Origin of the sequence: Breoghania sp. L-A4, assembly GCF_003432385.1 — a bacterium.
GTDB lineage: Bacteria > Pseudomonadota > Alphaproteobacteria > Rhizobiales > Stappiaceae > Breoghania.
In genome coordinates, this window is sequence record NZ_CP031841.1 from 459,017 (window position 1) to 483,918 (window position 24,902).

The window sequence follows — 24,902 nt, forward strand, 5'->3', positions numbered from 1 at the left end:
CGGCAAGCCGGATGCGGATTGCGCGCCTCGACGAAACGCCGGATGCTACTTGTTTGCCGCCGGTCCGTCATCCGGTTTTCCGCCGCCGCGTGAAATTGCCTCCGTCGTCCCCCGATCGGGCACTCAGGGCAAGGCAATGCCGCCCAAGCCAGTCTTTCGCCAGCCGGGCCCTCCTTAATCCTTATGAAAAACAGGACCCGTTCCGAGATGCCCGAAACCGAGTTCGAACCCGCCGATCAGGCCGCCGCCTTCGATCCCGTCGCCACCGCCCGGCGCATCCTGCGCACGGCGAAAAGCGGCTCGCTGGCGACCGTGGCCGCCGATCACGGCGCTCCCTTCGCGTCTCTTGTTGTTGTTGCCTGCGATACCGATGGCACGCCGCTTCTGCTCCTTTCGGACCTGGCGGTGCATACCCGAAACATTCAGGCGGAGCCGCGCGCCAGCCTGCTGCTGTGCGCCCAGGACATCGCCGATCCGATGCAGGATGCGCGCGTCTCGATCAACGGCGCCCTGGCCGCGTGCGCGGACGAGCGGATCCGCCGCCGCTTCCTGGCCCGCCACCCGGAGGCGGAGGGCTATTCCGGCTTCAAGGATTTCAGCTTCTATCGGCTCGAGGTTCGCGATGCGCATCTGGTGGCGGGGTTCGGCCGCATCCATACGGTGGCCGCCTCCGGGCTGCTGCTCGATCTTGCCGGCGCCGAAGCGCTGATGGCTGCCGAGCCCGGTATCGTCGAGCACATGAACGACGATCACGCCGATGCGCTGGCGCTTTACGCGACCAAACTTCTGGGCGCGCCGGACGGGAATTGGCGCATCACCGGATGTGATCCAGAGGGGATCGATCTCGTCGGCGAGGCGGGTGTCCGGCGCATGGTTTTTGATGAACCGGCAAACGATGCGCAAGCGGTGCGCCTCCGTCTCGTGGCGCTCGCGAAGAGGGCGCGCGAGCGCGGAATTCAGCGAAAAACGCTTTAAATCGATTTAGCTCCCGAATTAGCGCCTGGCGGCGTCTTGTTCCGCCGGGCGTGATCAACTAACGTCGCGCGACCCGGCGGCCGGGCCTGGTTCATGGTCTAGCCCGAGCACAAGAACAATCCCGCCGGTGAAACAACAAGCGGTCGAATTGGGGTGTCTCCGCAATGAAAGAAACAGGACTTCGCAACGCAGCCAAGGGCGCGGAAACAGTGGGCCTGACCGGTCTTTCTGGCGTGCACTGGAACCTGCTCGAGCCGAAGCTTTACGAGGAAGCGATCCGACGTGGCGAGGGCGAGATTGTCGCCGGCGGGGCGTTTGTCGCCGATACCGGTGTTCACACCGGCCGGTCGCCGCGGGACAAATACGTCGTTTGCGACGACATGACCCGTGACGTCGTCTGGTGGGACAACAACCAGATGATGAGCGAAGAGCAGTTCGATCTGCTTTACGCCGACTTCATCGAGCACGCCAAGGGCCGCGAACTGTTCGCGCAGGATCTGTATGGCGGCGCGGATCCCGCGCACCGGATCTCGACGCGGATCTACAGCGAATACGCCTGGCACAACATTTTCATCCGCAATCTTCTGCGCCGCCCCGACCGTTCGGAGCTGCCGGATTTCGACCCCGAATACACCATCATCGATCTGCCGAGCTTCCGCGCGGATCCGGCGCGCCACAACTGCCGCTCGGAAACGATCATCGCGGTGAACTTCTCCAAGAAGCTGGTTCTGGTCGGCAACTCCGAATACGCCGGCGAGATGAAGAAGTCGGTGTTCACGATCCTCAACTTCCTGCTGCCGCCCAAGGGCGTCATGCCGATGCACTGCTCGGCGAATGTCGGCGATGACGGCGATACGGCGATCTTTTTCGGTCTGTCGGGCACCGGCAAGACCACGCTGTCGGCCGATCCGAACCGCACGCTGATCGGCGACGACGAGCACGGCTGGAGCGAGACGGGGACCTTCAATTTCGAAGGCGGCTGCTACGCCAAGACGATCAACCTGTCGCGTGAGGCGGAGCCGGAAATCTACGCCACGACCGAGCGTTTCGGCACGGTGCTGGAAAACGTGGTGCTGGATCCGGAGACCCGGATGCCCGATTTCGACGACGCGTCGAAGACGGAAAACGCCCGCTGCGCCTACCCGATGCACTTCATCCCCAACGCCGACCCCAAGGGCCTTGCGCCGCCGCCCAGGAACATCATCATGCTGACGGCGGACGCCTTTGGCGTGATGCCGCCGATCGCCAAGCTGACCCCTGCCCAGGCCATGTACACGTTTCTTTCCGGCTACACGGCAAAGGTCGCCGGAACGGAAAAGGGCGTGGAAGGCTCGCAGGCCACCTTCTCGACATGCTTTGGCGCGCCGTTCCTGCCGCGTCATCCGTCGGAATACGGCAATCTGCTGCGGGATCTCATCGCTAAGAACAACGTCGATTGCTGGCTGGTGAACACCGGCTGGACGGGCGGCGCCTACGGCGTTGGCTCGCGTATGCCGATCAAGGCGACGCGCACGCTGCTGACCGCGGCGCTCAACGGCTCGCTCAACGACGTCGAGTTCCGCATCGACCCGAACTTCGGCTTCAGCGTTCCGGTCGCCGTGCCCGATGTCGATACGGCGATCCTCGATCCGCGCGCCACGTGGCCGGATCAGGCCGCATACGATGAGCAGGCGGCCCGGCTGGTGCAGATGTTCATTGATAATTTTGCGAAGTTTGAGGACTACGTGGATCCCAGCGTCCGCGATGCCGCGCCGACGCTCAAGGCGGCCGCCGAGTAGGCTGCGCAACGACATTGTCACGGGATTGCGTTTCCTGCTGACCCGATACAGCGCGCGGCCTGTGGCCGCGCGCTTTTTTGTGTCTGCGGGCAGACCGGGCGCCTTGGGCGCATTGGTTGCTGCATGCGGGTTTTCAGCGGTGACCAGCATCTCGGGGCTCGGCGTCCCACCAGACGGTTGCGCACAATTGCGTGCCGCATCGCTGGCGGTTGTCGATTTGTCGGGCGCCTGTCGGCATCGTTGGCACAAGGGTTAATTGTGTCGACCTGACGTTTGAAGACAGTGTTGATGAATTGAAATAATTTAGAATTTAACTGTTTAACCGATGTTATTGTCGGAATCGATGTCTTTTAACCTGAAATTAATATGCATTAATGAATTGTTGTGCGGCGGATCCGGATGTCTTGCCATAAACGTTAAGTATTTATTTATCGCAATTCATCATCCATTGTTAACCTTGTTTTATCGATTTGTCCCTGAAACTTGCGTTGACAATAAGACCGGCATGTCGTCGGGCGTTGAAAGTGAGTCAAGGGTATGAAACTGGCGCGTGTTGCCGTTTTGGGTGTGGCGTTGGCTGCGGGATTGGTCGCAGCGCGTATGGTAACGAATCTCGTCAACCAGCCGCCGCAAACCGTCGAGGTGATACGCAGTGGGCCGGCGGTCACCACCGAGGCCGTTCTCGTCGCTTCCAAGGATATCGTGCTGGGTTCGCGGCTGCAGGACGGGGATGTGTCCTGGCAGGCCTGGCCCAAGGACGCGGTGAGTGATGGGTTCATCACCAGGACGGTGCGTCCGGAGGCCGTGGACGAACTCAAGGGCCGCATTGCCCGTGCGCGGGTCTATTCCGGTGAGCCGATCCGCGAAGAGCGCCTCATCCAGACCGACAGCGGCTTCATGTCGGCGATGCTGCCCAAGGGCATGCGCGCCGTCGCCATCACCGTTGAGGCGGTCACCACGGCCGGTGGCTTCATACTGCCCGACGACCGCGTCGACGTGATTCTCAGCCGCTCGAGCCGCCGCAACGGCAGCGCGCCCAGTGAGACGATTCTCGAAAATGTCCGCGTGCTGGCGATCGATACGATTACCGCCGGCGAACAGGAGAAGAAGTCGCTGCCGCCGAGCCGCACGGCAACCGTCGAACTGACGCCGAAGCAGGCCGAGATCATCGTGCAGGCGGGTCAGGCGGGGACGTTGTCGCTGGTGCTGCGAAGTGCCGAGGACGCCATCGCAGGCGGCAATGAACCGGAAACGAGCCAGGGCGGAATGCGTTTCGTCAAATACGGTGTGGTCTCGCAAACAACGACACGGCGCTAATTGAGAATGCGGCGACGAGCCCGCACGAAGGAGTACCCGATGGTCCGTGGAACCGTTCTGAAAGGATTTCTGGCAGCGGCGATGCTTTGCGTCGTTGCGCTTGGAACGTCGAACGTTCCTGCCGCCGCCGACACAGGCTTTCCCAAGCAGGTGCGGGTCGTGGCCGGTGAACGCGTGACCAACCGTGGCCTGTCGGTCGGGCTCGGCCGGTCCGTTGTGATCGAGCTTGGCGAAGACGTGCGCGACGTTCTGGTGTCCGATCCCACCGTCGCGGACGCGGTCATGCGCACCAACCGGCGTATTTTCGTGCTCGGCGTCAAGGCCGGTCAGGCCAACCTGTTCCTGTTCGGCGCCGGCGGCCGCCAGCTGGCCAGCTTCGACATCTCCGTTTCCCAGGACACCAGTGATCTGAACCGGCTGTTGCAGCGGCTTGTGCCCAATGGCGATATCGCTGCGGAAAACGTCAATGGAACCATCCTGCTGAGCGGCACGGTTCCCTCGCCGCTCGATGCCTCCCGGGCCGTCGAGATCGCGAATGGCTTTGCCGGTGGCGCGGAGGCCAAGGTCATCAACATGCTGACCGTTCTCGGCAAGGAGCAGGTCTATCTGAAGGTGACCATCTCCGAGGTCGAGCGCAGCCTGATCAAGCAGCTCGGCATCGATTTCCAGAACATCTCGGTCGGTGCGGGCCCCTACACCGCCACCTACACCGGCAATCTCGTGGACAACGCGGTCGCGGGCCTTGGGTTCTCCAAGGGCGCCACGCAGATCAACGCCGTGCTCAGCGCGCTGCAGGAGGACGGCGTGGTGCGCACCCTCGCGGAGCCCACGGTCACCGCGATTTCGGGTGAAAACGCCAGCTTTCTGGTCGGCGGCGAGTTCCCGATCCCGACCTCTCAATCGGACGGCGTGGTTTCTGTCGAGTTCAAGCCCTTCGGTGTGGGGCTCGACTTTACCCCGATCGTCTTGTCCGGCGGACGCATCAGCCTGCGCATCAAGACCGAGGTCAGCGAGTTGACCACCGACGGCGCGGTCGACATCGGCTCGCTGACAATTTCCGCACTGAAGGTGCGGCGCGCGGAATCCACCGTCGAGCTGCCCTCGGGCGGATCCCTGGTGATGGCCGGCCTGATGCGTGACAACTACTCGCAGAACCTCAGCGGCCTGCCGGGCCTGATGCAGCTGCCGATTCTCGGCAACCTGTTCAAGAGTCGCGAATTCCGGCGCAACCAGACGGAACTCGTCGTTTTCGTGACCCGTATCTGGTCAAGCCCGTGGCGGCGAACAAGCTGACCCGCGCCGACCAGAACATGGCGCCGCCGCACGATGCCGCCGGATTTTTTCTCAATCGGCTAAACAAGGTCTATCGGGTCACCGGTGCGAAACCGGACGGGTCGTATCAGGGTCAGATCGGCTTTATCTATGAGTGAGGACACCTCGATGACAGATCGGCGAAACGGTGTTGGCGCGCGATTGCGCACGCGCGATGGCCTTGCGGGCGGTCCGCTGCGGGCGCTCTTCGTGGCCGGAGGCCTCGCGGCGGCGCTGGCCGGATGCCAGAGTGTGCCCACCGCGGAAAACGTCGCCCGGCACGACTACAAGCTGCGCCATCCGATCGTAATTTCCGAAGCGGCCGAAACCTTCGACATTCCGGTGGGCGCTGAAACCCGAAGCCTCTCGCGGCAGATGCGCGAGTCCGTCGAGGGTTTTGCCCGCGAGGCGCGCCAGGAAGGCAGCGGCGACGCCGAGATTCTCGTGCCGTCGGGATCGCGCAACGAGGCGGGCGCTCATTCCATCGCTGGCGAGGTGCGCCGCGTTCTGTTGCGCGCCGGGTTCGCCGGGCATCGCGTGCACATCCGCTCCTATCCGGTCGGCGATCCGCGCGTGGTGGCGCCCCTGCGCATCGCCTATTCGCGGGTCAAGGCATCGGTTCATGCCTGCGGCCGCTGGACGGACAACCTCGCCTCCAACGGGGCGAATGAGGATTACGCCGATTTCGGCTGCGCGACGCAGTCCAATCTCGCCGCGATGATCGACAATCCGGCGGATCTGCTGCATCCGCGCGCCGAGGGCCCGGCTGATCGCAGCCGTCGCGACACGGTGCAGGGCAAATACCGCGAAGGCGTCTCGCCGAGCGGTAAATATGCGGAAGGCGTTGGCGCCAAGGTTAGCGATGTTGGAAACTAGGGAGGCGTGAAGATGAACGAGTTGGCGTACGAAGCGTCCCCGGCGGAAGACGACGCGGCGGACATCATCGATGACGGTGCGGGCCGCGCGGACGCGGCGCACAATCCGCAGGCGACTCAGGAGATGCACGCGGTGCCGCGCATCTCGATGCAGGCGTTCTGCGAAACGCACGACGTCGCGCAGGCGATCGAGGATGCCGGCGCGGACCGCCGCATGAGCAAGGCCCACACCAAGGTGCACATGGGGGCGTTGCCGCGGCGATCGACTTCTATCGCTCGGCGCCGACACCCAACCTCATCATTCTCGAAAACCGCGGCCCGGCGGATGCTCTGCGCGAGGCGCTCGAGGATCTTGCGGAAGTCTGCGATTCCGGCACCAAGGTCGTGGTGATCGGCCACACCAATGACATCGAGCTGTATCGCGACCTGATCCGCCGCGGCGTCAGCGAGTATCTGGTCGCTCCCGTCTCGCTCTATGGCGTGATCGCCATGGTCGGCGACCTGTACGGCGAACCGGGCAAGGATCCGCTTGGCCGCACCATCGCGTTCGTTGGCGCGAAGGGCGGCTGCGGCGCCTCGACCATCGCCCACAACGTCTCCTGGGCGATCGCCCGCGGTTTTGAAAGCGACGTCATCCTCGCCGATCTCGATCTGCCGTTCGGCACCGCGGGGCTCGATTTCAATCAGGATCCGCTGCAGGGCGTTCTGGAGGCGATCTCCGCGCCGGAGCGTCTCGACGACATGCTGCTCGACCGTCTGCTTTCCAAGTGCACGGAGCATCTCAGCATCCTCGCGGCCCCGGCCGTGCTCGACCGGACCTACGATTTCGACGAGGAGTCGTTCGCCCAGATGGTCGATTTGATGCGCCAGGGGTGCCGAACGTGGTCCTCGACGTGCCGCATCAGTGGTCGGGCTGGGTGCAGAGCACCCTCGCCGGCGCCGACGAGATCATCATCGTGGCGGAGCCGGATCTTGCGAACCTGCGCAACTGCAAGAACCTGATCGACAAGCTCAAGCAGCTTCGTCCCAACGACGCGGCGCCGCAACTGGTGCTGAACAAGGTCGGCATCGCCAAGCGGCCGGAGATCACCCCGGGCGACTTCGCCGCGGCGCTGGAGCTCGACATCATCGCCGACATTCCCTTCGAGCCGCATCTGTTCGGCACGGCGGCGAACAACGGACAGATGGTCTCCGAGCTCGACGCCAAGCATCCGGTCGGCGCGCTGATTGACACGATATCGCAGCGGGTCACGGGCCGGGGAGGCGTCCAAAAGCCGAAACGCTCCAAGCTGTCGCCGCTGCTGGCGCGCTTGCGCGGCCGTAAGTAAAGCATCCGCCGGCGGCGTCTGGGACTGCTCTGTTCCTGGAGATCGCGGTCGGGCTGATGAGGCCACCTGGGTGGCAAGATGTGTATGAGTCAGGAACCGCGACGCGCGGGGAACGGATTACGATGTTTGGCAAACGCGGCAATACTGGAGCGAAGGGCGGAGCGGCCGCGCCCGAGCCCAAATTCGAGACCACGCCCTCCGTGCAGGCGCGCGAATCCGCGCCCAAGCCCGCGCCGAAGGCGGCCGTGCCCGTCGACAAACCGGTGCTTGCGGACAAGCCTGCTCCCGCCGTCAAGCCCGCGCGACCCGTCTCCGATGCGCCCAAGCCGCGCAGCGAAGACTATTACGACACCAAGACCTCGATATTCTCGGCGCTGATCGACACCATCGATCTGTCGCAGCTCGCCAAGCTGGACCCGGAGTCGGCGCGCGAGGAAATCCGCGATATCGTCAATGATATCATCTCGCTGAAGAACGTCGTCATGTCCATCGCCGAGCAGGAGGATCTGCTCGACGACATCTGCAACGACGTGCTCGGCTATGGTCCGCTTGAGCCGCTTCTGGCGCGCGACGACATCGCCGATATCATGGTCAACGGCGCGTCCATGATCTACATCGAAACCGACGGCAAGGTGCAGCCCACGGCGGTCCGCTTCCGCGACAACCAGCAGCTGATGAATATCTGCCAGCGGATCGTCAGCCAGGTCGGCCGCCGCGTCGACGAGGCAAGCCCGATTTGCGACGCGCGGCTTCCCGACGGCTCGCGCGTCAACGTCATCGCGCCGCCGCTCGCCATCGACGGACCGGCGCTGACCATTCGTAAGTTCAAGAAGGACAAGCTGACGCTTGATCAGCTTGTCACCTTCGGCTCGATCACCAAGGAAGGCTCGACAGTGCTGCAGGTGATCGGCCGGTCACGCTGCAACGTGCTGATCTCGGGCGGCACGGGCTCGGGAAAGACCACGCTTCTGAACTGCATGACGCAGTTCATCGACGAGACCGAGCGGATCATCACCTGCGAGGATGCGGCCGAACTGCAGCTGCAGCAGCCGCACGTGGTGCGTCTGGAAACCCGCCCGCCGAACCTGGAAGGCGAGGGCCAGGTGACCATGCGCGATTTGGTCAAGAACTGCCTGCGTATGCGTCCCGAGCGGATCATCGTCGGCGAGGTGCGTGGTCCCGAGGCCTTCGATCTGCTTCAGGCCATGAACACCGGTCACGACGGCTCCATGGGAACGTTGCACGCCAACACCCCGCGCGAGGCCTTGTCGCGGCTCGAATCGATGATCACCATGGGCGGCTACGCGCTGCCATCGCGTACCATCCGCGAAATGATCGTCGCCTCCGTCGACGTCGTCGTCCAGGCCGCCCGCCTGCGCGACGGCTCTCGCCGCATCACCCACATCACCGAGGTGATCGGCATGGAAGGCGACGTCATCGTCACCCAGGATGTGTTCCTCTACGAGATGATGGGCGAGGACGCCAACGGCCGCATCATCGGCCGGCACAAGTCGACCAGCATCGGCCGGCCGAAATTCTGGGAACAGGCGCGCTACTTCGGTGAGGAGGGCCGCCTTGCCGAGGCGCTCGACGCCGCCGAGGTCAACGAAAGGGCCGAGGCCTAGGGCCGGGTTCGGGAAACACCGATGTTTACACCGCAAGTCACCGTCATTGCCGTCGTCGTTCTCGTCATCCTGTGCACCGGCGGCTTTCTCTATGCGTTGCTGCAGCCGAAGATCTCCGGTGACCAGAAGCGCGACAAGCGCATGGCGCAGATCAGCATTCCGCGCACCGTGGTGGCCGCCGAACGGCGCACGATGCAGGACGCGGACAAGCGGCGCAGATCCATTCAGGACACTCTGAAGGATATCGAGAGCAAGCAGAAGCAGCAGGCCCGCAAAGGCAAGAACCCGCCGCTGTCGCTGCGCATCCAGCAGGCCGGCCTCGGCTGGAGCCGCAACAAGTTTCTCGCCATCAGCGCGGCCACGGGCCTGGTCGTCACGGCGCTGGCGCTTCTCAAGGGCCTGCCGCTGATGATCGTCGCCGCGATCGGTCTGGTCGGAATGCTGGGGCTGCCGCGCTGGTACATCGACTTTCGCCGCAAGCGCCGGATGGACCGTTTCATCAACGAGATGCCGAACGCGGTCGATGTGATCGTGCGTGGTGTCAAGGCGGGTCTGCCGTTGGGCGATTGTCTGAAGATCATCTCCATGGAGGCCAGCGAGCCTGTGCGGAGCGAATTCCGCCGCATCATCGAAGCGCAGGCCATGGGCGTGCCGCTGACCGAGGCGGTGCAGCGTCTGCCGGAACGCATCCCGCTGCCGGAGGCCAATTTTTTCGCCATCGTCATCGCCATTCAGCAGCAGGCCGGCGGCAATCTGTCCGAGGCGTTGGGCAACCTGTCGCGGGTGCTGCGCGAGCGCAAGAAGATGCGCGGCAAGATCAAGGCCGTGAGTACCGAAGCCAAGGCGTCGGCGGGTATCATCGGCTCGTTGCCGGTGGTCGTGACGCTTCTGATCTATCTCACCTCGCCGGGGTACATCATGCTGCTGTTCACCGAGCCGATGGGCAAGATCATTCTCGGCGTCAGCGCCGCCTGGATGTTCTGCGGCGTCATGGTGATGAAGCGCATGATCAACTTCGATATCTGACGGAGAGCAGGCAATGGATGGTCTCATGGACTTGCTGCTCGACGAACAGGTGCTGATCGCCGTGTTCACCGTGCTGGCGGTGTCGGCCACGGTCTTCACGCTGGTCATGCCGGCGTTCGAGCGCGATACGCTGCAAAGGCGCATGAAATCGGTGGCCACGGAGCGCCAGGAAATGCGCGCGCGCCAGCGCGCGCGCATGCAGATCGCGGAGAAGCCGAGGGTCTCGCTCCGGAACCAGCCCAAACAGAACCTGCGCAGCGTCGTCGACCGGCTCAACCTCAAGAACGCGCTGGCCGATGAATCGACGATGGCCAAGCTGCGCGTCGCAGGCTTGCGCGGCCAGCAGGCGCTCTACATGTATCTGTTTGCGCGCCTCGTGGTGCCGATCATATTGTTCGGCGCGGCGCTCATGTATTTCTTCGTTCTCGTCAATACCGAGCACCCCACCGGCATCAAGCTGTCGGCGTCGCTGGTCGTGGCGATGATCGGCTTCTATCTGCCGAACCTCTATGTCAAGAATCGCACACAGAACCGTCAGCACTCGATCCGTCTCGCCTGGCCCGACGCGCTCGATCTGATGCTGATCTGCGTGGAATCCGGCATGTCGGTGGAAGCGGCCTTGAAGAAGGTGGCCGAGGAAATCGGCGCTCAGTCGGTTCCGCTCGCCGAGGAACTGGCGCTGACCAACGCGGAGCTGTCGTATCTCCAGGAGCGGCGCACGGCTTACGAGAATCTCGCCGGGCGCACCGGGCTGGAGGGCGTCAAGTCGGTGACCACCGCGCTGATCCAGGCGGAGCGCTACGGCACGCCGCTGGGCAGCTCGCTCCGGGTGATGGCGGACGAAAACCGCGACCAGCGCATGCAGGCGGCCGAGCAAAAGGCCGCGGCCCTGCCGCCGAAGCTGACCGTGCCGATGATCATCTTCTTTCTGCCGGTGCTGTTCGGCGTGATCATGGGCCCGCGATCATCCAGGCGATGCGGCTGTAGCCTCACGCGGGGCGCGCGGCTTCGCGGGGTCACACGGGACACGAAAAAGGCGCCGTTGCGGACCGCAACAGCGCCTTTTCTGTCTTTTGCGCGTTCGCTCTCGCTCAGCTTTGCTTCTTCTCGCCGTCCTTGGCCTGGATGTCCTGCCAGGTGTTGCGCTGGCTCAGCATGTGCTTGAGGTAGGCGATGTTGGCGTCCGCCTGCTCGGGTTCGAGATCCGCCCGCGCCATTTTCTCCGCATCCGCGAAGCGGCCCTGCAGGCCCAGCACCAGCGCCAGATTCTGACGCACGCGCGCGTCGGCGGTCGACAGCGCTGTCGCGTCGCGCAGGATCTTCTCCGCCCTGTCGAGCTCACCGGTGAGCACATAGGACAAGGCGTAGTTGTTGAGGATCGAGGGTTCCTGCGGCGCGATCTTCAGCGCCTTAACGTAGATCTGCCGCGCCGAATTGTGGTCGCCGAGCTGGTCGTGCACTGCGGCCTCGGCCGACAGCAACCGCCAGTCGGGCTGGTCGGCCGAATGGGCGGACTGTATGACGTTCAGCGCTTCGTCGAACCGGCCGTTCATCGCCAGGATCTTGCCGTAGGCGGCCGCGAGTTCGCGGTCGTTGCGGTTGCTGACCATGCCACGCTGCAGCACCGCCATCGCCTGGTCGATCTGGCCGTTGCGGCGCAGCGCGGCTGCATAGTTGAGAACGTTGGCGCGGTCCTTCTGGTCCGCGTCGTAACGCTTGCCCCAGTAGTCCACGATCTTGCGGGCTTCGGGGCTGCCTTGCGCATAGAATTGGCCGGCCGGCGCGTGGGTGGTGACCGACCGGTTCTTGGAGGCGCAGCTCGTGAGCATCATGACGGCCGCAAGCGAGGCGATGATCGTCGTGGTGCGCAGCCGGCGGCGCGGACGGGGGCGGTGAATTCGCTCATGGAGCGCTCCGATTGTCGAACGCGTTGATTGGGTACCATCAGAAATAGTTCGTTAACCCTAATGCTTGGTTAAGCGCCGCGAATTGGCGGCGTTTACGGGCAATTCGCGGCTGCGCGCGGCCATTGCCTTGGCGCAACCGCCTCTCTAATCTGCGATTCCGGACCGGGCCTCCACGCCACCGCCGATCCGCGAAACAGCCAGACATTCACCGAGGAGATGCTTCCGTGATCGAAGCCCTGCTGCCGTCCGCCGCCGCAACCGACGCCGTTCCCGTTTACGCGGTGTCGCCGCAGACGCTGCAGGGCGTGCTGACGGAATTGCCAACCAGCGCCAGCGGCTGGGTCGTGGCTAACCGCTTCAAGGCGGAATCGGGCGCCGTGCTCGCGGTGCCGGGCGAGGACGGCCAGGTGAGCGCGGCGCTCTTCGGGCTTGGCGAGGGCAACGGTGCCCCGCTTGGCGCGGCCAATCTGGCGACGGCTCTTCCCGCGGGGATCTACCGCCTGGCCAGCGGTTTTGCTGATCCCTTCGCCGCCTGTCTGGCCTTCGCGCTCGGCGCCTACCGCTTCACGCAATACAAGGCCAACGGCGACGAACCGGCGGCCCAGCTCGCGGTGCCCGGGGAGGTTGATCTTGACGAACTCGGACGGATCGTTTCCGGCGTCTATCTGGCGCGGGATCTGATCAACCGTCCGGCCAACGATCTCGGTCCGGAGGAACTGGCCGCGGCGGCCGGGGAACTCGCCAGGCGCCACGGCGCGGAGTTCAAAGTGACCGTCGGTGAGGAGCTGCTTGAGGCGAATTTCCCGATGATTCACGCGGTTGGCAAGGCCAGCACACGCGCGCCGCGTCTCATCGACATGCGCTGGGGCAACGCCGCCCATCCGCGTGTGACGCTGGTGGGCAAGGGTGTCGTGTTTGACACCGGCGGTCTTGATATCAAGCCGTCTTCGAGCATGCTGCTGATGAAGAAGGACATGGGCGGGGCGGCCAATGTGCTGGGCCTCGCCTCGATGATCATGGCGTCGGGCCTCAAGCTGCATCTGCGCGTTCTGATCCCGGCGGTGGAAAACGCCATTGCCGGCAATGCGTTCCGTCCCGGCGACATTCTTCCCAGCCGCAAGGGCCTGAGCGTGGAGATCGGCAACACCGACGCGGAAGGCCGGCTTGTGCTGGCCGACGCGCTGGCGCTGGCCGATGAGGAAAGCCCCGAGCTGCTGATCGACATGGCGACGCTGACGGGCGCGGCCCGCGTGGCGCTCGGCCCTGAGCTGTCGCCGTTCTACACCGATGACGAGGGCTTCGCGGACGGCTTCGCCGCCAAGGGTGAGGCCGTCACCGATCCCTTGTGGCGGATGCCGCTGTGGAAGCCCTATGCGGCCATGCTGGAGTCCAAGGTCGCGGACATCAACCACATCTCCAGCGGTCCCTTCGGTGGCTCGATCACCGCGGCGCTGTTTTTGGCCCGCTTTGTCGAGAAAGCCGAAGCCTGGGTGCATCTGGACATCTACGGCTGGAACCCGGCGCCCAAGCCGGGGCGTCCGCTGGGCGGCGAGGCGCAGGGCATCCGCGCGCTTTACGCACTGCTCAAGGACCGCTACGCGGCCTGACCCGAAGAGGCGGCCATGGATAACCCGCGCATGGCGGTGTTCGGCCATGCGTGCGGCTCCTTACTTGATGGAGCGATTGCGGCCGGTCTATAACGGAACCGAAACGAAATAGCGCTATTTTGACGTTGTTTTTTCCGTTGAAGGCCGCAGCCATGCCGATTGAAATCCGCCCCAGCCAGGCGCTGAAACTGTGGCACGACGTCACGTTGGCGCTGGTCAAGGACGGCGACCAGGACCTGACGGCCCGGCAGACGACGATCCTGCTCACCGTCTATCTCGAGCCGCCGCCGCATTCCGTGCGCGGGCTGGCCAAGAAGCTCGGCGTCACCAAGCCGGCGATCACCCGCGCGCTCGACACCATGGGCCGGATGAAGCTGCTCGACCGCCGCCGCGACGATGCGGATCGCCGGAATGTGGTGATCCTGCGCACCGTCGAAGGCGCGCTGCACCTGGAGCGGCTGGCCGATCTTGTGGTCGAAAAGGCCGCGGAGCTGAGGCTGTGATGCTTGACCGCCGTGTGACTGCCTGGCGCCCGGACCTGGCGGCCGCCCATCTGCAAGGTCAGGTGGAGGCGGCGCGCTTTGTTGCGGGCGAGCCGCGGCGGGTCGCAGCGCCGATTGTCCCCCTGCGCCGCGAGCCTCGCGCGGAGCTTTCCATCGAGACCGAGTTGCTGTTCGGGGAGGCCGTGACGCTTTATGAGACCGCGGGTGGCTGGGCATGGGTGCAGGCGGAAACCGACGGCTATGTCGGCTGGCTTCAGGCGGATGCTCTGGCGCCTTCGGATACCGCGCCCACCCATAAGATCATGACTCTGCGCAGCTTCTTGTATCCCGGAGCCGATCTGCGGTTTCCCGCGCGGGGTTGTCTGTCCATGCAGTCACAGGTCACTGTGGTGGGCGAGAGCGAGACACGCGGCACGCGCTACGCGTTGCTGGCGGACGGTTCCGCGATGATCGCAAATCATCTGGCGCCGCTGGATCAGACGGCGCCGGACTGGGTGGCCGTGGCGGAGGAATTCCTCGGCACGCCCTATCTGTGGGGCGGGCGCTCGAGCCTGGGACTCGACTGCTCGGCGCTGGTGCAGCTTGCGCTGGCGGCAAGCGGTATCAAGGCGCCGCGCGACAGCGACATGCAGCAACGCGATCTGGGCGAAGCGCTTGATATTTCAGGTGGATTGCCTGCCTTGCTGCGCGGCGACCTGCTCTTCTGGAAGGGCCACGTGGGCATCATGAGCGACGCCGCGACGCTGCTGCACGCCAATGGCAACACCATGACGGTGGCACGCGAGCCGGTTGCCGCGGCGATCGCGCGGATCGCGGCGCTTGAGTTCGGCGCGATGACCGCGATAAAACGACTCTCCTGATCGGGTTGCAAACCGCGGGCGATTGGCAAATTTTAAGGATTTCCCGCGAGGTTTGGCCTTTGGGCTGAATGGAAGGGGAGCCACATGAAAATTCTGATGAAATCGCTCGGCATGCTTGCCGCTCTCGCTGTTCTGGTAGCGGCCGCCGCTGCGGCCGAGCGGCATGGGTCGCTCGCCTATCGCGCGGACACCGGCGCCTTCGGTTATTCCCATGATTTCAACAACCCGCGCGACGCGGACCGGCGCGCGCTGCAGGAGTGCGGCCGCGGCTGCTCGATCGTGGTGCGCTTCAAGAACGGCTGCGGCGCCTATGCGTCCGCGCCCAACGGCGCCTATGGCTGGGGTGTCGGGCCGACCCGCGACGCGGCCGAGTACACCGCGTTCGACGAGTGCGACTCGCGCGCGCCCGGATGCGAAATCCGCGTCTGGGGCTGCAACACCCGTTGATCAATAACCCACTGATCTGTCGACCAGATTGCTGAGCCCTCGCCCGCCTCATGGGCGCGGATCTGGGCGGCGACGTAGCGCGACAGCGCGTCGGGATCGGATTCGGCGGCGATATGCGGGGTCACGGTGATCAGCGGATCCTGCCACAACGGCGAGGCTTTCGGCAGCGGCTCGGTCTCGAATACATCGAGGGTCGCGGCGGAAAGCGTGCCGTTGGAAACCGCCTTGACGATGTCGGCTTCGACCTGCGATCCGCCGCGTCCGGCGTTGATCAGCGCCGGTCCATCCTCGCCGAAATGCCCGGCGCCATCGTGGGCGAGCTTGTTGAACAGGCCCTGGTTGAGGATGCCGGTTGTTTCCGGCGTCAGGGGAAGAAGATTGACCAGAATGTCGGTGCGGGCGAGGAAATCGTCGAGCCCGTCAGCGCCGCAATACGTCTCGACGCCCTCCATCCGCTTTTCCGTGCGGCTCCAGCCGGCAACCTGAAAGCCAATGCGGGCAAGCACTTGCGCAGCATCCTGTCCCAGCACGCCCAGCCCCATGATGCCGACACGCACGGCGGAAGCCGGCGGCTGGCTGTGGGATTTCCAGATGCCGCGGGCCTGCTGGCGCGCGTACAGCCGCTGGCGGCGATGGTGGGCAAGCACCTGCAGCGTGACCCATTCGGTCATGCGCATGGTGAGGTCCGGGTCGACGATGCGCACGATCGGCACGTCCGGCAGATCGGGCATCCGCATCAGATGATCAACGCCGGCGCCGAGCGAAAAGATCGCCTCCAGACCGGTCAGCCTGCCGATGATCTCGGCCGGCGGCTTCCAGGCGAACAGGTAGCGCACCTTGGAAAGATCAACGGTTTCATCGGGATACAGCCGCACGTCGTGATCGGGAAGCAGCGCTGTGAGGCGGCTTGTCCAGGTGTCGGGCTCCCAGCCCTTGATCGCGATCAGCACCGTCATCTTGGGATCCTTTGCAGCGGCAAGGGTCTCTTGTGACGCAATTCGCGCGGTTTTGCCACCGCAATCGCGGTGCGGCGCGCGGCATCGCGGCCTGCTCGAATTGGGCTGTCAAATTTCCAGGAATTAGCAGGGTTGTAGAGAAGAATTCGAGATGGATTTGAATTGGATTTGAACTGGATTTCGATTTGAGCGCGAAAGGACCCGATGCGCCGTCGCTCGGGCGACACCCGCCGGAACGACCGGCGGGGTGGAAGGCGGACAACTCACTCGACGATGCTGAGAGCGACGTCGATGTTGTTGCGCGTGGCGTTGGAATAGGGGCAGACCTGATGCGCCTCGGCGACCAGTTTCTCGGCCGCCGCCGTCTCGACGCCCGGAAGCGAAACCGCAAGGGCGATCTCCAGCCCGAAGCCGCCTTCCGAGCGCGGGCCGATGCCCACGGTGGCGGTGACGGTGGCATCGGCCGGCACTTTCACACTGCCCTTGGAGGCGACGAATTTCATCGCGCCGAGAAAGCACGCCGCATAGCCGGTGGCGAAAAGCTGCTCGGGATTGACGCCCTCGCCGCCGGGGCCGCCCATTTCCTTCGGCGTGACGAGTTTCACGTCCAGCGCGCCGTCGAGGCTTTTCGAGGAGCCGTCGCGGCCGCCGGTGGCGCGCGAGGAGGTGGAATAGACAACGTTCACGGGCATGGGATGCTCCTTTGATGGGTGCCGGCACGCCGGCCGGCGGGACAAGAATATTGTGGACGATTAAATCGTGCACGATATAATTAGAAAACCGGAAGACGGATGTCAACCGCTTGCGATTGCATCGCGCACGATTTAAATAGGCGATTCCTTAGGAGACAGGCATGGCTGACAGCCCCACCGACGCACGGACGAATGCCGCGGATCCGCAAACGGGCGCCGCGCCGGGTGACTACCTCAGGCTCGGCGATCATCTGTGCTTTGCGATCTATTCCGCCGGTCACGCCTTCAACCGCGCCTACAAGCCGTTGCTCGAAAAGCTCGGCCTGACCTATCCGCAGTATCTGGTGATGGTGGCTCTTTGGGAGCAGGACGATCAGACTGTCGGCGGGCTCGGCGCGCGCCTGCATCTGGAATCGAGCACGCTGACGCCGCTGATCAAGCGGCTGGAGACGATGGGCCATGTGGCGCGCCGCCGCGACGCTGGGGACGAACGCCAGGTGCGGGTCACGCTGACCACGCAGGGCCGCGCGCTGAAGCAGGACGCGGAACCGGTCCCCGGCTGCATGGCGGCGGCCACGGGCATGGGGCTCGATGATCTGCGCCGCCTGCAACGCGAGATCACGACCCTGCGAGATGCGCTGGAGAGCCACGCGAAGGGCTGAACGGAATGGCGGTTTCGGCCATCGCCGGGCAAGCACGCGTCCTAGAGCAGATCCGTTTCTTACAGAATCGGATCTTTGCTCTATGTCCTTGTTTTGGCGCAAATCCGGACGGATAACCGGTATCCACTTATCCTGGATTTGCTCTAGGCGAGCTTGCGCTGCTTGTCGAGCCGGGCGTTGGCGCGGGCCTGTTTGGTGAACTTGGTCACCACGCGGTCGCGTTTGAGCTTGGAGATGTGATCGATGAACAGCACGCCGTTGAGATGATCGATCTCGTGCTGCAGGCAGGTGGCCAGAATGCCGTCGGCCTCAAGCTCGCACGGTTTTCCCTCGCGATCGAGGAAGGTCACGCGGACGCGCTCGGGCCGCTCCACATCCTCGTAGAAATCGGGGATCGACAGGCAGCCTTCCTGGTAGACGGATCTTTCTTCCGATTCCCAGACGATTTCCGGATTGATGACGACCATCGGCTCCTTGGGCGCGTCGTCCTTGGAGACGTCGAGCACCAGCAGGCGTTTGGGCACGGCGATCTGGATCGCCGCCAGCCCGATGCCCGGCGCCTCGTACATGGTCTCCAGCATGTCGTCGGCGAGCTGGCGAATGCCGGCGTCGACCGTCTTGATGGGCTCGGAGACCCTGCGCAGCTGCGCGTCGGGCAGAATGATGATGTCGCGTTTCGTCATGGCGCTCAGATAGGAGATTGACGCGGTTTGGTCAATCGGGGGATGCGCGGGTTACCGGAATTCTGCGCAATGTGCGCGCGCGGCCGCCGCAGGGAACAGGCCCGGGAAACGCGCCCGGACCTTTCGCCTATGCAATCAACAAACTGTCATAGGCGTACCACTGAGCGGGGTCGAGAACACCCTGCGGTGTGAGGGCCTGACCAATGATGGCCACCATGACATCGTCGAGTCTGTGGCCGCTCGGCCCCCTGTTGGGCTTTGGCTCGTAATTCCTGCCCTTGTGCGCCATCCATTGTTCCCAGAGCCGGTCGACGTTGCAGTGGTTCAGGAAGAACACGGGGTCGTTGGGCGAGGTTCCCGGCGCCATGTCGCCCCCGACCCAGACATGCACGCGATTGTGCAACTGAGGCCCGTTTATCCAGCCTTCGAGAATGTTGCGGTGCCCGACCACGCTCCTGTTCCAAGGCGGTTGATCATACAGGGGCTGTGCCTGCGCCGCGTCGACATCGGGCTGGCGGGGCAAGCTTGCAACATCGGGATTAAGCCCTGCAGCGCGTTGCAGCGGCCGAGGCGTCACTGAAACCAGATTCCCGTTGCGCGCATCCTGGACCAATCGCACGCGGATCTCACCCATCGGTCCGGATCTCACCGCGCCGCGTGCCTCGCCGAGATAGTCGGGCGTCCACAATTCCGCCCTCCACTGCTGCCGCACCGGCAGATGTCCGTCTGCAGCCCAATCCCAATACGGAAGACCGAACTCCGGCTCGTCCAAGACTTGCTGCAGAAACTCTTCCAGGCGGATCATGTACATCCGATGCCATGGCAGGAAAATCGGACCACCATGCGCCGCATTGCCCACCGAAAGCTGGATCGACATCGCCAACAAGTGCCAGAAGACGAAAATGTCGTAGATGGAGAGTTCCTGGTCTATGCCCCGTATGCCGAGGGGAAGATTGTTGGCTTGCAGGAAATCGCGCAAGTCGCTCGCCCGGATACCGGAATTGGGCTGATCGAGCAGGCGAACCCCTTCCAGGAACCGATCCCGAACAGTGGTGTTGACGAAGATATTTTCGCGAACAACGGTCATCACCCGTGCCCTCCCGCATCATTGGGGGCTCCGTCGCTAAGCTCGTCCTGAGGCTCAAAGGCCAGAAGAGAAGCATCGATGATCGCCCTGGCGAGATCGACCGCGGACGCGAACGAGTAGTTCGGCAATCCGTGACACCGAACGCTTCCGTCGTTTGCCACACTGGTATGGATTGTGAGCGGCTCGCCATCGATGTCGATACGATAGCTGGTGCGAACCAGAATCTCTCGCCCACGATGGACCGCTTTTCGAGTGGACGTGAACGAGGTTTGTGCGCCGTGCCTCGTGTGCCCCTTGTATCCGTCAGGGAGCTGCAATTTGTTGCCGCCTGCAATGGGCGTATCAAGATTGAATGTGCTCGATCCAATGTTCGTCGACTTGGCCATGGAAAAACTCCTGTCGCACGATCTGCAATTCCTGAATTCTAACGCGTCTGCAAGATATCTCACAAGTCCACGCCAATACTGCGCCGGAGGCTTCACCCGCCAAATCCGTCAGACGAAGTCCGTCGCAAGACCACAAGCGCCCGCAGCGCTTGGGATCTCGGAAGGGCATGGGGTTTTTCCTTCCCGAATGAACCATTCTCGTCCCCGCGCGCACCTATCGTGATGACCCATGGCCCTCAGAGGTGACAATGACTGCGGATCCGCGACGCAAGGTTCAAGCACTGGAAGCGCTTCTGGTGCTGGACGCCCGGAGGGGCGGCCGGCAGGCTCTGGCGCGGCTGGTCGCGTTGCGCGGACCGCGGCTGTACGCCCATGCCGTGCGGCTGTCGGGCGACCGGGAGGCGGCGCGCGACATCGTGCAGGACGCCTGGGTCCAGATTATCCGCGGTCTTCAGAGCCTGAAGGACGAGACCGCGTTCCTTCCCTGGGCGCTGCGCATCGTCTCGCGCCGCGTCGCCGCCGATATCCGGAGCCGGCAGAAGACCCGGGCGATCGCCAGGGACTATGCGAGCGAGGCGGAACACTTTGAACCGGCCCGCGATCCGGCGCAGCCCGACAGGGACGCGGTTCATGCCGCCCTCAAAACCCTCTCGGCCGAGCAGCGGGCGACCGTTGCGTTGTTTTATCTCGAGGACATGCGCGTCACGGAGGTCGCCATCGCGCTCGATATTCCCGTCGGCACGGTCAAGACGCGGCTGATGAAGGCCCGCGCGCTGTTGCGGGACCGGCTGGAAGGCCAACTGAAAGGAAACTCGGATGGATAAGATCGACAAGCTGATCGAAGAGGCGCTCAAGAGCGAGGACCGGGCGCTGCTCGAGGATACGAAGGAACTGGGCTATTTCGCGCTGGGGCTCAACCAGTTCCGGGGCCGGCTCGGCTGGGTCACCTGGGTGATCATGGTGGTCCAGGGCGCGATGTTTCTCGGCGGCGTCTGGTGCGCCGTGCGGTTTTTTGGCGCCACGGAGGTTCTGCCGGCGCTCAAATGGGGCCTTTCGGCCGCCGTCCTGATGCTGGCGGCCACCACCCTGAAGCTCAGCCTCGCGCCGCAGATGCAGGCGGACCGCATCCTGCGCGAGCTCAAGCGCGTGGAGCTGATGCTGCTCAACCGCGGGTGACGCGGCGGGGCGTGATGCGCCGGACGCACCAGCGACAAACCACACGTCGTCATCCCGGACGCGCTGCAGCATGCAATGCTGCCGCGCAGATCCGGCAACTGTGTTGTTGAGTGTGTCATGCGTGGAACGGGACACCGTCTCTTAGGATGGCGTTTGCGGTGACGAGGATTTTTCTGGCCAGCGCGATCATGGTGACCTTGAAGGGTTTTCCGCGATCGACCAGGGCCCGGGCATAGGCCTTGAAACGCGAGTTGGAGCGCGCCGCGGTGACGGCGGCCATGTAGAGGGCGTCGCGCACCCGCTTGCGCCCACCCTTGATCGCGCGGTGGCCCCGGAAACGGCCGCTGTCGACATTGAAGGGCGCAAGACCCGCAAGCGCCGCGATCGCCTTGGGCGATGTGGTGCCGAGCTCACGCATCAGCGCGATCAGCGTCGTGGCGGCGACCGGGCCGATACCGGGAATGGAGCGCAGCAGCCTTTCCATCCCGCGAACGTCGCATTGGCCCGGATGAGGGCGGCGCGCTCGGCCTCCACAGCGGCGATCTCCTCATTCAGCCAGGCAAGGTGGCGCTCCAGGCTCGACCGCTCGCACTCATGGGCCTCGGCAAGACGAAGCTTTTCCTGCTGGCGAATGGCGACCAACTGGTCGCGGCGCTTGTGTACGCCGGAGAGCCGGTCACGCGCCTCGTCGGCCGCCGGCGTGGCCTGCGGATCGAGGCACTGCCCATGGCGGCGAGCATGCGGGCGTCGATGGCATCCGTCTTGGCGATGAGGCCGAGTGAGCGGGCAAAGTCGCGGGCACGGGAGGGATTGACCCGGGCAAAGCGCAGCGCGTGTCCGGCCAACGCCCGGGCAAGCGTGCGGTCAAAGCGGCCCGTCGCCTCGAAGACGACGAAGAGCTGACGCTCACCAAGGCCTGCGAGCCATGCCTCGATGGCCTCGGCCGTGTTGTCAACGCGCCGATGGGTGTCGTAAAGCCCATCAAAAATATCGAGATGATGCTTGGAAACATCGATTCCAATGAAGCCAGGGTGTATCCTCATGGCGCCTGTCCCTGTGCTGCGAGGTCCGGTTGCGGCGGCCTCGATCAACTGTTCAGGTTTGGATCTGTCTGCGCGGGCGGGGATCCGTGCCGGTTCTCGGTCTGCAAAACCTGGGACCCAACGATCTCCCGTCCGCACCCATTCTGACACATCGACAATACACAGGGACCCATGCCGTGATCTTCCGGCACGGGCAATGGTGGCGAGTTTCGCGGCAGGCGGATTACTGCGCCCGACAGCCTCCCCGCGAGGCGACAGTACGGCATGGATCCCGCGTCTGCGGTGCGGCACTGCGCGCCGCGCCGCGCACGGGATGACACGGAGCGTGAGGTGCCGGACGCGCCGCTCAGTTCACCTCGCGCACGGCGCCCCTGGCGGCGGAGGTGGTCAGCGCGGCGTAGGCGCGCAGCGCGGTGGTGATCTTGCGCTTGCGTTTCTCCATAGGCTTCCACGCGTCCGCGCCCCTGGCTTCCATCGCGGTGCGGCGCTCGGCCAGCACGCTGTCGGGCAGATCCACCTTCATTACCCGGTTGGGGATGTCGATGACGATCGTGTCGCCTTCTTCCACCAGGCCGATGGCGCCGCCTTCGGCCGCTTCCGGCGAGCAGTGGCCGATGGACAGGCCCGAGGAACCGCCCGAAAAGCGTCCGTCGGTGACCAGCGCGCAGACCTTGCCCAGGCCCTTGGATTTCAGATAGCTGGTCGGATAGAGCATTTCCTGCATGCCGGGGCCGCCGCGCGGACCCTCGTAACGGATCAGCACCACGTCGCCCTCGTGCACCTTGCCGGTGAGGATCGCGGAGACGGCGGAATCCTGGCTCTCGAAGATGCGGGCAGGGCCGGTGAACTTCAGGATCGATTCGTCGACGCCCGCCGTCTTCACGATGCAGCCGTCGAGCGCGATGTTGCCGAACAGCACCGCCAGCCCGCCGTCCTTGGAATAGGCGTTCTCCTTCGAACGGATGACGCCGGACTTGCGGTCCAGATCGACGCCCTCCTCGTAGCGGCGTTCCTGGGAAAACGCGGTCTGGGTCGGCACGCCGCCGGGGGCGGCCGAGTAGAACGTGTGCACGGCCTCGGAGTTGGTCTGGGCGATGTCCCAGCGCGCCAGCCCTTCCTTGAGCGAGGCGGAATGGATCGTCGGCAGCGAACTGTCGAGCAGGCCGGCGCGGTCGAGCTCGCCGAGAATGGCGAAAATGCCGCCGGCGCGATGCACGTCCTCCATGTGGATGTTCTCCACTGCGGGCGCGACCTTGCACAGCACGGGCACCTTGCGCGACAGCCTGTCGATGTCGTCCATGGTGAAGCCGACTTCGCCCTCATAAGAGGCGGCGAGCAGATGCAGCACCGTGTTGGTGGAGCCGCCCATGGAGATGTCGAGCGTCATGGCGTTCTCGAACGCCGCGAAGGTCGCGATGTTGCGCGGCAGCGCGCTGGCGTCGTCCTGCTCGTAATAGCGCTTGGCCAGATCGACGATCAGGTGGCCGGCCTCCACGAACAGCCGCTCGCGGTCCTTGTGGGTGGCCAGCGTCGAGCCGTTGCCCGGCAGCGCCAGGCCGAGCGCCTCCGTCAGGCAGTTCATGGAGTTCGCCGTGAACATGCCCGAGCAGGAGCCGCAGGTCGGACAGGCGTTCTGCTCCATGGTCATCACGTCGGCGTCCGAGACGCTGTCGTCGGCGGCGAGGATCATCGCGTCGATCAGATCGACGGACTTGGCGACGCCGTTCTCCAGCACCACCTTGCCCGCTTCCATCGGCCCGCCGGAGACGAAGACGACGGGGATGTTCAGCCGCATGGCGGCCATCAGCATGCCCGGGGTGATCTTGTCGCAGTTGGAGATGCAGACCATGGCGTCGGCGCAGTGGCCGTTGACCATGTATTCCACGCTGTCGGCGATGATCTCGCGCGAGGGCAAGGAGTAGAGCATGCCATCGTGCCCCATGGCGATGCCGTCATCGACCGCGATGGTGTTGAATTCCTTGGCGATGCCGCCCGCCTTCTCGATCTCGCGCGCGACAAGCTGGCCGAGATCCTTCAGGTGCACGTGACCGGGCACGAACTGGGTGAAGGAGTTGACCACCGCGACGATCGGCTTGCCGAAATCGCCGTCCTTCATGCCCGTGGCGCGCCACAGGCTGCGCGCGCCGGCCATGTTGCGGCCATGCGTGGATGTGCGTGAACGATACGGGGGCATTGGGCGACCTCGATCAGGTTGTTCTCGTTGAAGCCCCTTTTCGCAGGTTTCAGGTTGCCGTGACAAGGTCACTCCGGCCGAAATCGGTACGCCCGCGCGCGGTTTCGGCTCCCGCGCGCCGCTGGCGGCCCGTCCGCCGCTCCTCGCGGGTCAGCTTTCCGTCGGCAGGATGACGATGGTCGATTGCGCGCCGGCGTTGCGCAGGGCGTGCACATGCGCCAGCGACGGATCGGAGCGCCAGCTCTGCGCCGCATCGAGGCTCGGAAAGCTCAGCAGCACGGCAAGCGCGGGCGGTTCACCGGGGGCTTCCAGCACCACCGGATCGGGGTCCCGCGCCACCATGCGGCCTCCGTGGCGGGCGATCCCCTCGCCGCCCACCTCGCGGTATCGGGCGAAGGTTTCGGCATCGGTCACGCGGATCAGAACAAGGGCCTGGACACTCATCGATCTCTCTCCATTCGGTT

The 24,902-nt window shown here is 64.4% G+C and carries 29 protein-coding genes; 19 read left to right on the forward strand and 10 right to left on the reverse strand.

The annotated features are described in order from the left end of the window. Window positions 1-312: 312 nt before the first annotated feature. From D1F64_RS02175 to D1F64_RS02215, 12 genes are all read left to right on the forward strand, one after another. Window positions 313-975, forward strand: a complete 663-nt coding sequence (locus tag D1F64_RS02175) for a DUF2470 domain-containing protein (RefSeq protein WP_248304584.1) — start codon at window positions 313-315, stop codon at window positions 973-975. 164 nt (window positions 976-1,139) lie between these two features. Continuing rightward, the gene (locus D1F64_RS02180; protein ID WP_117411084.1) at window positions 1,140-2,753 is read left to right on the forward strand and encodes a phosphoenolpyruvate carboxykinase; all 1,614 of its coding nucleotides are present in this window, start codon (window positions 1,140-1,142) and stop codon (window positions 2,751-2,753) included. A 537-nt stretch (window positions 2,754-3,290) separates the two neighbouring features. Next, window positions 3,291-4,070 (forward strand): Flp pilus assembly protein CpaB, encoded by a 780-nt coding sequence (gene cpaB, locus D1F64_RS02185; protein ID WP_117411085.1) that lies wholly within the window; start codon window positions 3,291-3,293, stop codon window positions 4,068-4,070. A gap of 39 nt (window positions 4,071-4,109) precedes the next feature. Beyond that, complete coding sequence (locus D1F64_RS02190) at window positions 4,110-5,363, forward strand: type II and III secretion system protein family protein (RefSeq protein ID WP_205470617.1); 1,254 nt, start codon at window positions 4,110-4,112, stop codon at window positions 5,361-5,363. Further along, window positions 5,345-5,500: a hypothetical protein gene (locus D1F64_RS24190; protein ID WP_205470618.1), complete on the forward strand. Its 156-nt coding sequence runs from the start codon at window positions 5,345-5,347 to the stop codon at window positions 5,498-5,500. The genes D1F64_RS02190 and D1F64_RS24190 overlap by 19 nt, the downstream gene beginning before the upstream one ends. A 10-nt stretch (window positions 5,501-5,510) precedes the next feature. Continuing rightward, on the forward strand, window positions 5,511-6,257 hold the full coding sequence (locus tag D1F64_RS02195) for a CpaD family pilus assembly protein (protein ID WP_162901228.1): 747 nt from the start codon (window positions 5,511-5,513) through the stop codon (window positions 6,255-6,257). A 6-nt stretch (window positions 6,258-6,263) separates the two neighbouring features. After that, a complete protein-coding gene (locus tag D1F64_RS25275; RefSeq protein ID WP_346432289.1) occupies window positions 6,264-6,647 on the forward strand; it encodes a hypothetical protein in 384 nt (127 codons plus the stop codon). Next, window positions 6,644-7,258 (forward strand): hypothetical protein, encoded by a 615-nt coding sequence (locus D1F64_RS25280; RefSeq protein WP_346432290.1) that lies wholly within the window; start codon window positions 6,644-6,646, stop codon window positions 7,256-7,258. Before D1F64_RS25275 ends, D1F64_RS25280 begins: the two co-directional genes overlap by 4 nt. After that, complete coding sequence (locus D1F64_RS25285; RefSeq protein ID WP_346432291.1) at window positions 7,213-7,584, forward strand: hypothetical protein; 372 nt, start codon at window positions 7,213-7,215, stop codon at window positions 7,582-7,584. Before D1F64_RS25280 ends, D1F64_RS25285 begins: the two co-directional genes overlap by 46 nt. Window positions 7,585-7,706: 122 nt before the next feature. Further along, on the forward strand, window positions 7,707-9,209 hold the full coding sequence (locus tag D1F64_RS02205) for an ATPase, T2SS/T4P/T4SS family (protein ID WP_162901229.1): 1,503 nt from the start codon (window positions 7,707-7,709) through the stop codon (window positions 9,207-9,209). Between the two features lie 21 nt (window positions 9,210-9,230). Further along, window positions 9,231-10,235, forward strand: coding sequence for a type II secretion system F family protein (locus D1F64_RS02210; protein ID WP_117411087.1), 1,005 nt, complete (start codon window positions 9,231-9,233; stop codon window positions 10,233-10,235). A gap of 13 nt (window positions 10,236-10,248) precedes the next feature. Continuing rightward, entirely contained in the window at window positions 10,249-11,400 is a 1,152-nt protein-coding gene (locus D1F64_RS02215) for a type II secretion system F family protein (RefSeq protein ID WP_117411088.1), read from the forward strand. On the opposite strand, the gene D1F64_RS02220 is transcribed toward D1F64_RS02215, so the two are convergent. Beyond that, window positions 11,327-12,067, reverse strand: a complete 741-nt coding sequence (locus D1F64_RS02220) for a tetratricopeptide repeat protein (RefSeq protein WP_117411089.1) — start codon at window positions 12,065-12,067, stop codon at window positions 11,327-11,329. The two genes, D1F64_RS02215 and D1F64_RS02220, sit on opposite strands and share 74 nt — an antisense overlap. A 302-nt stretch (window positions 12,068-12,369) precedes the next feature. On the opposite strand from D1F64_RS02220, the gene D1F64_RS02225 reads away from it, so the two are divergent. The 4 genes from D1F64_RS02225 (at window position 12,370) to D1F64_RS02240 (ending at window position 15,559) form a co-directional block, all read left to right on the forward strand. After that, window positions 12,370-13,749, forward strand: coding sequence for a leucyl aminopeptidase family protein (locus tag D1F64_RS02225; protein WP_117414361.1), 1,380 nt, complete (start codon window positions 12,370-12,372; stop codon window positions 13,747-13,749). A gap of 152 nt (window positions 13,750-13,901) precedes the next feature. Further along, a complete protein-coding gene (locus D1F64_RS02230) occupies window positions 13,902-14,252 on the forward strand; it encodes a MarR family transcriptional regulator (protein ID WP_117414362.1) in 351 nt (116 codons plus the stop codon). Further along, window positions 14,252-15,112 carry an NlpC/P60 family protein gene (locus D1F64_RS02235; protein WP_117411090.1) on the forward strand — a complete coding sequence of 287 codons (861 nt, stop codon included), beginning with the start codon at window positions 14,252-14,254 and terminating at the stop codon, window positions 15,110-15,112. Before D1F64_RS02230 ends, D1F64_RS02235 begins: the two co-directional genes overlap by 1 nt. 84 nt (window positions 15,113-15,196) lie before the next feature. Continuing rightward, window positions 15,197-15,559 (forward strand): DUF4189 domain-containing protein, encoded by a 363-nt coding sequence (locus D1F64_RS02240; protein ID WP_117411091.1) that lies wholly within the window; start codon window positions 15,197-15,199, stop codon window positions 15,557-15,559. Here D1F64_RS02240 and D1F64_RS02245 read toward each other — a convergent pair. Both D1F64_RS02245 and D1F64_RS02250 read right to left on the reverse strand, forming a co-directional pair. After that, a complete protein-coding gene (locus tag D1F64_RS02245; protein WP_248304586.1) occupies window positions 15,445-16,515 on the reverse strand; it encodes a glyoxylate/hydroxypyruvate reductase A in 1,071 nt (356 codons plus the stop codon). The two genes, D1F64_RS02240 and D1F64_RS02245, sit on opposite strands and share 115 nt — an antisense overlap. Before the next feature lie 263 nt (window positions 16,516-16,778). Further along, entirely contained in the window at window positions 16,779-17,207 is a 429-nt protein-coding gene (locus tag D1F64_RS02250; protein WP_117411092.1) for an organic hydroperoxide resistance protein, read from the reverse strand. A 161-nt stretch (window positions 17,208-17,368) separates the two neighbouring features. Here D1F64_RS02250 and D1F64_RS02255 point away from each other — a divergent pair, with 161 nt between their 5' ends. Beyond that, on the forward strand, window positions 17,369-17,869 hold the full coding sequence (locus tag D1F64_RS02255; RefSeq protein ID WP_117411093.1) for a MarR family transcriptional regulator: 501 nt from the start codon (window positions 17,369-17,371) through the stop codon (window positions 17,867-17,869). A 143-nt stretch (window positions 17,870-18,012) separates the two neighbouring features. Here D1F64_RS02255 and def read toward each other — a convergent pair whose 3' ends face one another. The 3 genes from def to D1F64_RS02270 all read right to left on the reverse strand — a co-directional run bounded on the left by def (window position 18,013) and on the right by D1F64_RS02270 (window position 20,025). Further along, complete coding sequence (gene def / locus D1F64_RS02260; RefSeq protein WP_117411094.1) at window positions 18,013-18,552, reverse strand: peptide deformylase; 540 nt, start codon at window positions 18,550-18,552, stop codon at window positions 18,013-18,015. Between the two features lie 127 nt (window positions 18,553-18,679). Beyond that, window positions 18,680-19,639 carry a tyrosinase family protein gene (locus D1F64_RS02265; RefSeq protein WP_117411095.1) on the reverse strand — a complete coding sequence of 320 codons (960 nt, stop codon included), beginning with the start codon at window positions 19,637-19,639 and terminating at the stop codon, window positions 18,680-18,682. Further along, the gene (locus tag D1F64_RS02270) at window positions 19,639-20,025 is read right to left on the reverse strand and encodes a hypothetical protein (RefSeq protein ID WP_117411096.1); all 387 of its coding nucleotides are present in this window, start codon (window positions 20,023-20,025) and stop codon (window positions 19,639-19,641) included. The genes D1F64_RS02265 and D1F64_RS02270 overlap by 1 nt, the downstream gene beginning before the upstream one ends. A 248-nt stretch (window positions 20,026-20,273) precedes the next feature. On the opposite strand from D1F64_RS02270, the gene D1F64_RS02275 reads away from it, so the two are divergent. Together D1F64_RS02275 and D1F64_RS02280 are read left to right on the forward strand one after the other, a co-directional pair. After that, on the forward strand, window positions 20,274-20,849 hold the full coding sequence (locus D1F64_RS02275) for a sigma-70 family RNA polymerase sigma factor (RefSeq protein WP_117411097.1): 576 nt from the start codon (window positions 20,274-20,276) through the stop codon (window positions 20,847-20,849). Beyond that, window positions 20,842-21,201, forward strand: a complete 360-nt coding sequence (locus tag D1F64_RS02280) for a DUF6768 family protein (protein ID WP_117411098.1) — start codon at window positions 20,842-20,844, stop codon at window positions 21,199-21,201. Before D1F64_RS02275 ends, D1F64_RS02280 begins: the two co-directional genes overlap by 8 nt. Window positions 21,202-21,316: 115 nt before the next feature. Here the strand turns inward: D1F64_RS02280 and D1F64_RS24195 are convergent, their stop codons facing one another. The 4 genes from D1F64_RS24195 to D1F64_RS02295 all read right to left on the reverse strand — a co-directional run bounded on the left by D1F64_RS24195 (window position 21,317) and on the right by D1F64_RS02295 (window position 24,882). Beyond that, window positions 21,317-21,685 carry a transposase gene (locus D1F64_RS24195; RefSeq protein WP_248304587.1) on the reverse strand — a complete coding sequence of 123 codons (369 nt, stop codon included), beginning with the start codon at window positions 21,683-21,685 and terminating at the stop codon, window positions 21,317-21,319. 67 nt (window positions 21,686-21,752) lie between these two features. Next, on the reverse strand, window positions 21,753-22,244 hold the full coding sequence (locus D1F64_RS24200; RefSeq protein ID WP_248304588.1) for a transposase: 492 nt from the start codon (window positions 22,242-22,244) through the stop codon (window positions 21,753-21,755). Between the two features lie 346 nt (window positions 22,245-22,590). Next, window positions 22,591-24,438, reverse strand: a complete 1,848-nt coding sequence (gene ilvD / locus D1F64_RS02290) for a dihydroxy-acid dehydratase (RefSeq protein ID WP_117411099.1) — start codon at window positions 24,436-24,438, stop codon at window positions 22,591-22,593. Window positions 24,439-24,588: 150 nt separating this feature from the next. Continuing rightward, window positions 24,589-24,882, reverse strand: a complete 294-nt coding sequence (locus tag D1F64_RS02295; protein ID WP_117411100.1) for a DUF1330 domain-containing protein — start codon at window positions 24,880-24,882, stop codon at window positions 24,589-24,591. Window positions 24,883-24,902: the final 20 nt, after the last annotated feature.

What these genes read in the sequence shown, in the direction of transcription:
- D1F64_RS02180 (WP_117411084.1), top strand. Translation starts at nt 1,140, where the DNA reads ATGAAAGAAACAGGACTTCGCAACGCAGCCAAGGGCGCGGAAACAGTG.
- cpaB (WP_117411085.1), top strand. Translation starts at nt 3,291, where the DNA reads ATGAAACTGGCGCGTGTTGCCGTTTTGGGTGTGGCGTTGGCTGCGGGA.
- D1F64_RS02190 (WP_205470617.1), top strand. Translation starts at nt 4,110, where the DNA reads ATGGTCCGTGGAACCGTTCTGAAAGGATTTCTGGCAGCGGCGATGCTT.
- D1F64_RS02195 (WP_162901228.1), top strand. Translation starts at nt 5,511, where the DNA reads ATGACAGATCGGCGAAACGGTGTTGGCGCGCGATTGCGCACGCGCGAT.
- D1F64_RS02205 (WP_162901229.1), top strand. Translation starts at nt 7,707, where the DNA reads ATGTTTGGCAAACGCGGCAATACTGGAGCGAAGGGCGGAGCGGCCGCG.
- D1F64_RS02210 (WP_117411087.1), top strand. Translation starts at nt 9,231, where the DNA reads ATGTTTACACCGCAAGTCACCGTCATTGCCGTCGTCGTTCTCGTCATC.
- D1F64_RS02215 (WP_117411088.1), top strand. Translation starts at nt 10,249, where the DNA reads ATGGATGGTCTCATGGACTTGCTGCTCGACGAACAGGTGCTGATCGCC.
- D1F64_RS02220 (WP_117411089.1), bottom strand. Translation starts at nt 12,067, where the DNA reads ATGATGCTCACGAGCTGCGCCTCCAAGAACCGGTCGGTCACCACCCAC.
- D1F64_RS02230 (WP_117414362.1), top strand. Translation starts at nt 13,902, where the DNA reads ATGCCGATTGAAATCCGCCCCAGCCAGGCGCTGAAACTGTGGCACGAC.
- D1F64_RS02235 (WP_117411090.1), top strand. Translation starts at nt 14,252, where the DNA reads ATGCTTGACCGCCGTGTGACTGCCTGGCGCCCGGACCTGGCGGCCGCC.
- D1F64_RS02240 (WP_117411091.1), top strand. Translation starts at nt 15,197, where the DNA reads ATGAAAATTCTGATGAAATCGCTCGGCATGCTTGCCGCTCTCGCTGTT.
- D1F64_RS02245 (WP_248304586.1), bottom strand. Translation starts at nt 16,515, where the DNA reads ATGACGGTGCTGATCGCGATCAAGGGCTGGGAGCCCGACACCTGGACA.
- D1F64_RS02250 (WP_117411092.1), bottom strand. Translation starts at nt 17,207, where the DNA reads ATGCCCGTGAACGTTGTCTATTCCACCTCCTCGCGCGCCACCGGCGGC.
- D1F64_RS02255 (WP_117411093.1), top strand. Translation starts at nt 17,369, where the DNA reads ATGGCTGACAGCCCCACCGACGCACGGACGAATGCCGCGGATCCGCAA.
- def (WP_117411094.1), bottom strand. Translation starts at nt 18,552, where the DNA reads ATGACGAAACGCGACATCATCATTCTGCCCGACGCGCAGCTGCGCAGG.
- D1F64_RS02265 (WP_117411095.1), bottom strand. Translation starts at nt 19,639, where the DNA reads ATGACCGTTGTTCGCGAAAATATCTTCGTCAACACCACTGTTCGGGAT.
- D1F64_RS02270 (WP_117411096.1), bottom strand. Translation starts at nt 20,025, where the DNA reads ATGGCCAAGTCGACGAACATTGGATCGAGCACATTCAATCTTGATACG.
- D1F64_RS02275 (WP_117411097.1), top strand. Translation starts at nt 20,274, where the DNA reads ATGACTGCGGATCCGCGACGCAAGGTTCAAGCACTGGAAGCGCTTCTG.
- D1F64_RS02280 (WP_117411098.1), top strand. Translation starts at nt 20,842, where the DNA reads ATGGATAAGATCGACAAGCTGATCGAAGAGGCGCTCAAGAGCGAGGAC.
- D1F64_RS24195 (WP_248304587.1), bottom strand. Translation starts at nt 21,685, where the DNA reads ATGGAAAGGCTGCTGCGCTCCATTCCCGGTATCGGCCCGGTCGCCGCC.
- D1F64_RS24200 (WP_248304588.1), bottom strand. Translation starts at nt 22,244, where the DNA reads ATGAGGATACACCCTGGCTTCATTGGAATCGATGTTTCCAAGCATCAT.
- ilvD (WP_117411099.1), bottom strand. Translation starts at nt 24,438, where the DNA reads ATGCCCCCGTATCGTTCACGCACATCCACGCATGGCCGCAACATGGCC.
- D1F64_RS02295 (WP_117411100.1), bottom strand. Translation starts at nt 24,882, where the DNA reads ATGAGTGTCCAGGCCCTTGTTCTGATCCGCGTGACCGATGCCGAAACC.